General features: G+C 41.0%; 7 protein-coding genes. 6 read left to right on the top strand and 1 reads right to left on the bottom strand.

Annotated elements, in window-relative coordinates:
* A partial coding sequence (locus tag Q1W14_RS14685; protein ID WP_300702692.1) for a UpxY family transcription antiterminator occupies positions 1 to 376 on the bottom strand: 376 nt, incomplete at its 3' end.
* 633 nt (positions 377 to 1,009) lie between these two features.
* Between Q1W14_RS14685 and Q1W14_RS14680 the strand changes: the two genes are divergently transcribed.
* The 6 genes from Q1W14_RS14680 to Q1W14_RS14655 all read left to right on the top strand — a co-directional run bounded on the left by Q1W14_RS14680 (position 1,010) and on the right by Q1W14_RS14655 (position 10,248).
* A complete protein-coding gene (locus tag Q1W14_RS14680; protein ID WP_300702689.1) occupies positions 1,010 to 1,294 on the top strand; it encodes a hypothetical protein in 285 nt (94 codons plus the stop codon).
* Positions 1,295 to 1,474: 180 nt separating this feature from the next.
* Positions 1,475 to 1,840 (top strand): SH3 beta-barrel fold-containing protein, encoded by a 366-nt coding sequence (locus Q1W14_RS14675; RefSeq protein WP_300702686.1) that lies wholly within the window; start codon positions 1,475 to 1,477, stop codon positions 1,838 to 1,840.
* A gap of 20 nt (positions 1,841 to 1,860) precedes the next feature.
* Positions 1,861 to 2,559, top strand: a complete 699-nt coding sequence (locus Q1W14_RS14670) for a Lin1244/Lin1753 domain-containing protein (RefSeq protein WP_300702684.1) — start codon at positions 1,861 to 1,863, stop codon at positions 2,557 to 2,559.
* Positions 2,560 to 2,877: 318 nt separating this feature from the next.
* Positions 2,878 to 3,930, top strand: coding sequence for a linear amide C-N hydrolase (locus Q1W14_RS14665; protein WP_300702681.1), 1,053 nt, complete (start codon positions 2,878 to 2,880; stop codon positions 3,928 to 3,930).
* A gap of 108 nt (positions 3,931 to 4,038) precedes the next feature.
* On the top strand, positions 4,039 to 7,341 hold the full coding sequence (locus tag Q1W14_RS14660) for an exodeoxyribonuclease V subunit beta (RefSeq protein ID WP_300702680.1): 3,303 nt from the start codon (positions 4,039 to 4,041) through the stop codon (positions 7,339 to 7,341).
* Between the two features lie 9 nt (positions 7,342 to 7,350).
* Entirely contained in the window at positions 7,351 to 10,248 is a 2,898-nt protein-coding gene (locus Q1W14_RS14655; protein WP_300702679.1) for a PD-(D/E)XK nuclease family protein, read from the top strand.
* The last annotated feature ends 59 nt before the right edge of the window (positions 10,249 to 10,307 follow it).

Below are 10,307 nucleotides of genomic sequence, written 5' to 3'. Positions count from 1 at the left end.
CAAGAGAATCATTATCGAAACTAACCCCATCAGGATCGAGATCCATGACAAACATAAAGTCTTCCATTTGCTTATTGGGAACAACAAGCATACCACGAGAAAAGAGATCCTTCATATAGAAAAGAGGAACACTATATTTGTTAGAAATATCACAAGCAGTCTGTTTCGTAGCACGGACAAAAATCAAATTACGGATAACAGGAACTTCACTACGCTTACGACGATATTTCAACTGAGTAACCACCGTTCTCGTAGGAAGATAACACTCAATATCCAGATTCTCCTCCGTTTTCAGTTTTTCCAACGATTTACGAATAGTAAATTCTTGCTTGTCGCGAGTACGAGCTGCATACCAATACACTTGTATATCTGACACTTAAGAAGGAATTTTATATGGATGTTTGCTGAAGTTCGGGTGCGCTTCGCGGTTTGAACGAGACATTTTCTCTTTCAAACCGTAGTTGACACTTCATCACCGATAACATACTATGAACAAGGAGATTAAAGACAAAAAGCGTTCAATAGACGTTCGTTTAATGGATGTCAATATTTAGAAAATTTCAAAAAAGGCAAATGCATGATAATAAGTAAATAATAACAGATTTTTTAATTTCCAATAAAACCTGATAATCAATATATTATCTCTTTATTAATCACTATTCAGAAATGTTTTTTATCAAATATTTTGGCAATACAAAAAACACCTTTATCTTTGCGTCCATTAAACGAACGTTTAAAAAACACTCTATTCTATTTATAATCAAATCATTACATTTGTTCTTCTTTTATTTCTCCTATTTTTTAGCCCTATACTAAGCACTTTTTTATACTTTCGCATTTTTTAACCAATAACTAATCAGTTAAAATTTTAACATTCAAATTCAATGAAAGAAGTAAAAAAAAGACGGTAATCTGCGGAAACAGACAGAGGAGTGAATCGTATCATTCTGTAACACAGAGATCAAACAAAAAGGAAACAATCAGACGAGTATCTGTAGTAAATGAAAGCTTGATAGCAGAACGAGTGTATTATGGAGACAAGACTCATATTTATGTTGCTTACCTAAGAGCCTTTAAACTAGGGGTATTCGAAGGAACCGAAATAAAGACAATAACGGATATTGCTAAACATCTTGCTACATCCAATGACTTCACAAAATCACGACATGGAGAACATATACCACTGACATTCAGTAGTATACTAACAGAATTAGAAAAGGTATGGGCAGTGATAAAACAGGAAGATACCGACCAAATAGACCCATACGGTTATATTGTAAATAAAAATCATTGATAGATAAGTAAATGAAAAGGAATTAATTTTGCCACCGTCAGCAAACGGACGAAAGGGCTACACCCTTCCGCCCGGATGGTGTAGCCCGAAGCACAAAAGGGTGTAGCCATCCGAGGTAAAGGGTGTAGCCCTTTGCCGTACCTGATAATCACGCAATTATGAACTATTAAAATCAAAAAAATGAGAAAACATGAAAAAGAGTCAGAAGAAAAATCTGTAATGAAAAATGAAAAAATTAAAAAACTATGGGAAAAACGAGTTTTAGAAAACACAGAATTGAAGCCGGAAACTGCCCGATGGATGGCACAACGCATCGAGTTACTGCTGGACTACATGCAATACGGCTACGCACTGATAGCCTACAGCAAGCAGGATGGCAGTTTCTATATGGGAAGAGGCACCCTGCGCTACTACGAACAAGATTTTCACCGGAAACACAACATAGTAGACATCAAAGCACACGTAGCATATTGGGATGCCGAGCAACAAGGCTGGAGAACTTTCCAGGTAGAGAATTTTCTGGAATGGAGACCAATAGTTAGTTGAAAACAAAAAATTGAAAGAGTATGGATGCTTATTTATTACATGATGCCAACGCAGGCAACAATTTAAAGATTATGATGATGGTACAACTAGAAGGTATGAAAGGATACGGTATCTATTGGACAATACTTGAGTTTTTGAGACTGCAAGAAGGTTACAAAGCTAGCCTGAAAGTAATTCCCATATTAGCACAAAAAGCCAGAGTGACAACCACTACCATGAAACGGATCATCTACAATTATGCACTGTTTGAAGTCAATGAAACAAACTTCTCATCGCCCGGCCTCAGCATACGCATGAAGCCATGGGACGCTCAGCAAGAAGCGAAGAAAGAGTCAGGGCGTCGTGGTGGGCTAGTTAACCAACAGAGAATCAGAGATGCAAAGGCAAGCAACGCTTTAGCTTATAAACTAAATAAAGAGAATAAAGAAAACCCCTCTCTATCTCCCCAGGGGGAGACGTTGAAGAAGGAGGAGATTCTTCTGACTCCACCGGAGTATGCCCTAAACAAACAGACACATAATTACCAAGGACTGATAGAAGAGTTGGCACGACAGAAAGTAACCGTTGTCCGAGATTTGAATGCAATTTTACGATTAACGGATTTTGGAAAACTTGGAGGCAAAATCTGGAAGATCCTATATGAACTGAACAGCTCTCCACAATTGAAAGCACGAATTATTATGCCCGGCAAATATATTCTGAAATTACTGCAAGCATAAAGTCTATCACTTGATTATACGGGTTCATCAGGACCCGTATAATCTTAAAAAAACTGTAACAAGAAGGAGCAATTTATAATAAGTGTTATATATACACACTTTCTACCCCTCACCTCTTGCCAATTTCAAAAAAGCCCGTATATTTGCACTGTGTTTTTCATAGTATTAGATTTAAGGTTAACAAAGGTTGGAGTACAGCGGTACTCCTTTTTTATTTTATGCCCCTCCCTTCCACCATTTTAAAGCCTTTTTTGTAAACCAGACCCGTCAAACATTTGTTATCCAAGAAAAAGTATTAATCTATAAATCAAAATGAAGATGAATAAGCCATTCAGAATCATAGCAATAACATTTGTTGCAATTGCCACAAGTTTGCAATCGTCGGAAGCTTGTACCCGGGCAACCTATATAGGTCCGGATAACATGGTCATCACCGGTCGTACCATGGACTGGAAAGAAGACATTATGAGTAACATCTATGTATTTCCGCGAGGCATACAAAGAGCCGGTTATAATAAAGGCGAAACGGTAAACTGGACTTCTAAATATGGTAGTGTTATAGCTACTGGATATGATATAGGTACATGCGATGGGATGAATGAAAAAGGATTGGTTGCCAGTCTGCTGTTTTTACCCGAATCTGTTTATGATCGTCCGGGTGATACCCGCCCAACAATGGGAATCAGCATCTGGACACAATATGTACTTGATAACTTTGCAAGCGTGCGTGAGGCTGTAGATGAGCTAAAGAAAGAAACTTTCCGCATCGATGCTCCCCAAATGCCAAACGGTTCAGCCTCTACACTTCACCTGGCAATCACCGATGAAACCGGGAACACGGCCGTTCTGGAATATCTGGATGGAAAATTGAGTATACACGAAGGTAAGGAATATCAAGTCATGACCAATTCTCCCAGATACGAACTTCAACTGGCGGTCAACGATTATTGGAAAGAAGTAGGTGGCTTACAAATGCTTCCGGGAACTAACCGCTCCACCGACCGCTTTGTACGTGCATCATTCTACATCCACGCCATACCGCAGACAGCAGATGCCAAGATTGCCGTGCCCAGTGTATTGAGTGTAATGCGTAATGTATCCGTACCTTATGGCATTACTACTCCTGATAAGCCTTACATCTCCTCCACTCGTTGGCGTTCTATCTCCGATCAGAAAAATAAAGTATATTATTTTGAATCTACTTTGACTCCCAACCTATTCTGGCTTGATCTGAAGAAGATTGACTTCAGTCCGAACGCCAGCATAAAGAAATTAGCATTGACAAATGGAGAAATCTATGCAGGAGATGCAGTGAAGAATCTCAAAGATAGTCCTTCTTTCACTTTCTTGTTTCAGACTCCGGTTATGTAATCAACTCTGATAAGAGCTGCTATGATTTATCTCAAAACATGGCGGCTCTTTATCCATATATCGCAATTTTCATGTACATTTGTAAGCAAACTCAATGATGCAATTTACATGGAACTATTAGTATATAAAGCCTCAGCCGGGTCCGGTAAGACTTTCACACTGGCTGTGGAATACATCAAACACCTGATACTGAACCCACGCGCTTACCGACAGATCCTTGCCGTGACCTTTACCAACAAGGCTACAGCAGAGATGAAAGAGCGTATCTTACAACAGCTTTTTGGTATCTGGAAGAAAGATCCTGCATCGGAAGCCTATCTTAATCGTATAAAAGAAGATTTAGGAATTACAAATTACAAATTACAAATTACCGGTGACAAGAAATCGTTTACGGAAGATGAATTACGTCAACGCGCCGGAATGGCATTGCAATATATGTTACACGATTACAGTCGTTTTCGTGTAGAAACCATTGACTCATTCTTCCAGTCCGTCATGCGCAATCTTGCCCGTGAACTGGAGCTTAGTCCCAACTTAAACATAGAACTGAATAATACCGATGTTTTAAGTGATGCGGTAGACAGTCTCATAGAAAAGCTCACTACTACTTCTCCCGTATTGGCGTGGCTGCTGGATTATATCAACGAACGCATCGCCGACGATAAACGCTGGAATGTATCTAACGAAGTAAAGAGTTTCGGTCGGAATATATTCGATGAAAGCTATATTGAACGTGGTGAAGGTCTGCGTCAATGTCTGCGAGCTCCCGAGACTCTAAAACTCTATCGTGACGTTTTGCGTGATATGGAAACAGATGCGTTAGAGCAAATGAAGGGTTTCTACGATCAATTTGAAGGTGAACTGGATGGACATGCCCTCACTCCCGAAGATTTGAAGGGAGGTGCACGAGGTATCGGCAGCTATTTCCGAAAACTACGGGATGGCAAACTAACGGATAAAGACGTCGTCAATGCCACCCTGCAAAACTGTTTGGATGATGCCAAAAACTGGGCTACCAAGACCTCTGCCCGTAAAGATGACATCATCCGTCTGGCAGAAAACAGTTTATTACCTCTATTGAAAGATGCCGAAAGGCTGCGTCCACAAAAAAGTAGAATCATAAACAGTTGCAGGCTTTCCTTGCAACATCTCAATAAATTGCAACTTCTCAATCATATTGACGAAGAAGTGCGTACCCTGAACAGAGAGCATAACCGATTTCTTCTTTCAGATACCAACGCTCTATTGCATAAATTAGTGCGCGAAGGTGACTCTTCTTTCGTATTCGAAAAGATCGGAGCCAACATACGTAATGTAATGATTGACGAGTTCCAGGATACCAGTCGTATGCAGTGGGATAATTTCCGTTTACTATTGCTCGAAGGTCTCTCTCAAGGCGCCGACAGTTTAATAGTAGGAGACGTCAAACAATCCATTTATCGCTGGCGTAACGGAGACTGGGGGATATTGAACAGCCTAGGACAAAATAAAGAATTAGGAACTCCTCATTCTTCACTAAACAGCTTTCCTGTTCGTGTTGAAACCTTAAAGACGAATCGCCGAAGTGAGACGAATGTAATTCGTTTCAACAATAAATTATTCTCTGCTGCGGTAAGCTATCTGAACTCATTGCACCTTGACGAACTCAAAGAAGATTGTTTTCCTTTGAAACGTGCATACGCTGATGTAGTTCAGGAGTCACCAAGAAGTGTGGAACGTGGTTTTATTAAAGCCTCCTTCCTTGAGCCTGACGAGGAACACGACTACACAGAACAAACCCTCCTCGCTATGGGTGAAGAGGTGAAGAGTTTGCTAGCAGGGGGCGTTCAACTCAATGATATTACAATCCTTGTGCGCAAGAACAAGAACATCCCTCCTATTGCTGATTATTTCGACAAGGAATTACATCTGGCAGTAGTTTCCGATGAAGCTTTCAGGCTGGATGCTTCACTGGCAATCTGTATGCTAATAGATGCACTTCGGTACCTCTCCAATCCGGAAAACAAGATTGCTAAAGCTTCACTAATTACAAATTATAGATTACAAATTACTGAAAAGGATACAGAAAGAGGAAGATCGGAAATATCAAAAGAAGAGGATTGGCACAGTCTGTTTACCGGTACTCCCGAAGAGATGCTTCCCGACTCATTCAACTCACGCATTGAAATATTGCGTCTGATGCCTTTATATGAACTATTGGAAGAACTTTTCAGCATATTTCAAATGAACCTCATTGAGAAACAGGATGCCTATCTCTTTTCTTTCTTCGATGCCGTGACTGAATATCTGCAAAGCAATTCTTCCGAGTTGGATGGCTTTATCCGTTATTGGGAAGAAACTTTATGTAGCAAAACTATTCCCAGTGGAGAAATGGATGGAATCCGCATCTTATCCATCCATAAATCAAAAGGATTGGAATTCCATACTGTACTTATACCTTTCTGTGACTGGAAACTGGAGAACGAAACGAATAATCAACTCGTGTGGTGTACTGCCCCTGAAGAACCTTATAATGCATTGAATCTCATTCCGGTAAATTATTCCTCTACAATGGCGGAATCTGTTTATCGTCAGGATTATCTGCATGAGCGTTTGCAGCTTTGGGTGGATAACTTAAATCTACTGTATGTAGCCTTTACCCGTGCCGGAAAGAATTTGGTTCTTTGGAGCAAGAAGGGTCAAAAAGGAACTATGTCCGAACTTCTTGCCAATACCCTGCCTCAAGTAACCAAACAAGGTGCAGGTAGTTGGGATGAAGAGGCCGGCATTTACGAATGCGGAAAGCTCTGCCCTTCCGAATCAGAAGAAAATAGTTCGACCGGCAAACAATCGGAACCAATTAATATACTCTCTCAAAAACCGGTAAAGCTTCCTGTTCACATGGAAAGTATGTTCCATGATATTGAATTTCGCCAATCCAACCGTTCGGCAGATTTTATCGCCGGTATAGATGAAGCGGAATCCAGCCAACGTTTTATGAATCGTGGACGCCTGCTACACACTTTATTCTCTGCTATCAATACGGAAGAAGACATTGATGACGCCATCAGCCAGCTTGTATTCGAAGGTATTATTGGACGAACCGAAACAGAAGAGGAAATACGTGCTCTCACCGAAAAGGCTTTTTCATTGCCTCAGATCAAAGACTGGTACTCGGGTAGTTGGGAACTGTTCAATGAATGCGATATTATTTGGCAGGAAAACGGCGAACTGAAAACCCGCCGTCCCGACCGTGTGATGATGCAAAACGGAGAAATTGTAGTAGTAGATTTCAAGTTCGGTAAGCCAAATAAGAAATACAATAAGCAGGTAAAAGGATATATGCAACTGCTTGTACGCATGGGATACCCTAGTGAAAATATTAAAGGGTATCTGTGGTATGTAGAAGAAGAATTAATAGAAAAAATATAGTATACTCAAATGACTTCATTCCTCCAACTGGTCGCCCATGACCTCTATACCCAAATAGGAAACGATCTGTCTCGTACAGCCATTGTTTTCCCTAATAAACGTGCCAGCCTTTTCTTTAACGAATACTTGGCTGCGGAAACGGATCATCCGTTATGGTCACCCGCTTATGTAAGCATCAGCGAACTGTTTCGCCAGCTCTCACCTTTGAAGTTGGGGGATCCCATCCGCTTAGTGTGCGAACTATATAAAGTATTTCGGGAAGAAACCAAAAGCGAAGAAACGCTAGATGATTTCTACTTTTGGGGAGAATTACTTATCAGCGACTTTGACGATGTAGACAAAAACCTTGTTGATGCCGACAAACTCTTCACCAACCTTCAGGATTTGAAGAATATTATGGATGACTACGACTTCCTCGATAAAGAGCAGGAAGAAGCCATCCAACAGTTCTTTCAAAACTTCTCAATAGAGAAACGGACAGAACTGAAAACTAAATTCATTTCCTTGTGGGATAAATTAGGAGATATCTACCGCCATTACCGCACAAACCTGACCAATCTGGGTATCGCCTACGAAGGCATGATGTATCGCAACGTTATGGAACAGTTGAATACCGATCAACTGCATTACGAACGCTATGTATTTGTTGGTTTCAATGTGCTGAATAAAGTAGAAACTGAATTCTTCCGCAGACTGCAAGATGCAGGTAAAGCTTTATTTTATTGGGACTACGATGTGTTTTACACCCGCCTGCCTCACGAACAAAAGCCTCCTTATACCCACGAAGCAGGAGAATTCATTCTCCGTAACATGAAGCACTTCCCCAACCAATTACCGGAATCCGCTTTCGATGTACTTCGTAAACCCAAGCATGTACGCTTTATCTCTGCCCCAACCGAAAATGCACAGGCGCGCTATCTACCGGAATGGGTACGAGATTTAAAACTTGAAGAGAAAAAATTGAAAGAGAAAGAAAATGCAATCGTTCTCTGTAATGAATCCTTGCTTTTACCCGTTCTCCACTCCATACCTTCGGAAGTAAAGAACGTCAATATTACCATGGGATTCCCCCTGGCACAGACACCCGTGTATAGTTTTATCAACTCTCTCGTTGAGATGCAAACCACCGGCTACCGCAAAGATACCGGACGTTACACCTACGAAAGCGTGCTTTCCGTATTGAAGCATCCTTATACCCGCCAGCTCTCTACCGCTGCTGAAGTATTGGAGAAACAATTGACAAAGGACAATCGTTTCTATCCCCTTCCCTCAGAGCTAAAGCAAGATGCTTTCCTTGAACAAATCTTCACTCCTCAAAACGGTATTTCCGCCCTCTGCTGCTATCTCACTGATATATTGCGTGAAGTGGCGGTCATCTACCGGCAAGAGCATGAAGAAGAATCGGAAGATATTTTCAACCAGCTATACCGGGAATCGCTTTTCAAGAGCTATACCCTCGTCAATCGTCTTGTCAACTTGATAGAAACCGGAGAATTAAGTGGATTAAGAACAGATACATTGAAACGTCTGCTCAACCGTCTACTTACTTCAGCCAATATCCCCTTTCATGGAGAACCCGCCATTGGTATGCAAGTAATGGGCGTACTCGAAACTCGAAATCTCGACTTCCGCAACCTCATCATGCTTTCTCTCAACGAAGGGCAGTTACCCAAAGCAGGTGGAGAATCTTCCTTCATTCCCTACAACCTGCGGAAAGCATTCGGCATGACCACAATAGAACATAAAAATGCAGTTTATGCTTACTACTTCTACCGTCTCATCCAACGTGCAGAAAATATCACCTTATTATATAATACTTCTTCCGACGGACTGAATCGCGGTGAAATGTCCCGTTTCATGTTGCAATTCCTCGTAGAATCTACGCACGATATCTCTCGTGAATATCTCGAAGCCGGACAATCGCCTCAACAAAGCCGGGAGATCTGTATCACCAAAACATCGGAAATACTGGAACGCATGTACAGAATGTATGACATTCATCGTCATCCCGATACTTTTTTCTCTCCATCCGCACTGAATACCTATCTGGACTGCCGCCTAATGTTCTATTACCGCTATATAGCCAAATTAAAGGCGCCTGATGAAGTAAGTGCAGAAATAGATTCCGCTTTATTCGGCACCATCTTCCACTACTCTGCCGAATTAGTATACCGAGACCTTACAGCAAATGGAAAAGAAATTCGCAAAGAAGATCTGGAAGCTCTTCTGAAGAATGACATTAAACTACAAACATACGTAGATAATGCCTTCAAGAAGAAGTTTTTCCATGTCGACCTAACAGAACAACCGGAATATAATGGAACGCAACTCATTCATTCCAAAGTAATCACCTCTTATTTGAGGCAGCTTTTGAAAAACGATCTCCAATATTCCCCTTTCTTTATGGAAGGTATGGAAAAAGATGTGTATGATGTATTAGAAATTGCCATCCCAACAGGAAATCTCTCTATCAAAATTGGTGGTACCATAGACCGACTGGATATTAAGGACGATACACTGCGCATCGTAGACTATAAAACCGGAGGTACTCCCAAAACTCCCGAAAGTATAGAGCAGTTGTTCACTCCTGCCGATAATCGTCCTAACTATATTTTCCAGACATTTTTGTACGCTGCCATCTTATGCCGAAAACAACCGCTAAAGGTTGCTCCTTCTTTGCTCTATATCCATCGGGCAGCTTCCGATAACTATTCTCCAGTTATTGAGATGGGGGCTCCCCGCCAATCCAAAATTCCGGTGAACAATTTCGCTTTTTATGAAGATGAATTCCGTGAACGATTGCAAGAACTATTGCAAGAAATATACAATCCGGATATTCCCTTTGACCAAACAGAGAATACGAAGAGATGTGAATATTGTGATTACAGGAGTTTATGTAAACGATAAAACACCTTTCCATTACCAAACTCCATAAAAAAAGCAGAAAGCCAATGGCTTTCTGCTCA

This window comes from Bacteroides sp., from assembly GCF_030151085.1.
Taxonomy (GTDB): Bacteria; Bacteroidota; Bacteroidia; order Bacteroidales; family Bacteroidaceae; genus Bacteroides.
Note: the sequence above shows the minus strand (reverse complement) of the source record. Positions and strands in the feature narration are given on the sequence as shown.

Excerpts from the sequence above, each read along its gene's own strand:
- Q1W14_RS14675 (WP_300702686.1), top strand. The coding sequence starts at position 1,475 with ATGAGAAAACATGAAAAAGAGTCAGAAGAAAAATCTGTAATGAAAAAT.
- Q1W14_RS14670 (WP_300702684.1), top strand. The coding sequence starts at position 1,861 with ATGGATGCTTATTTATTACATGATGCCAACGCAGGCAACAATTTAAAG.
- Q1W14_RS14665 (WP_300702681.1), top strand. The coding sequence starts at position 2,878 with ATGAATAAGCCATTCAGAATCATAGCAATAACATTTGTTGCAATTGCC.
- Q1W14_RS14660 (WP_300702680.1), top strand. The coding sequence starts at position 4,039 with ATGGAACTATTAGTATATAAAGCCTCAGCCGGGTCCGGTAAGACTTTC.
- Q1W14_RS14655 (WP_300702679.1), top strand. The coding sequence starts at position 7,351 with ATGACTTCATTCCTCCAACTGGTCGCCCATGACCTCTATACCCAAATA.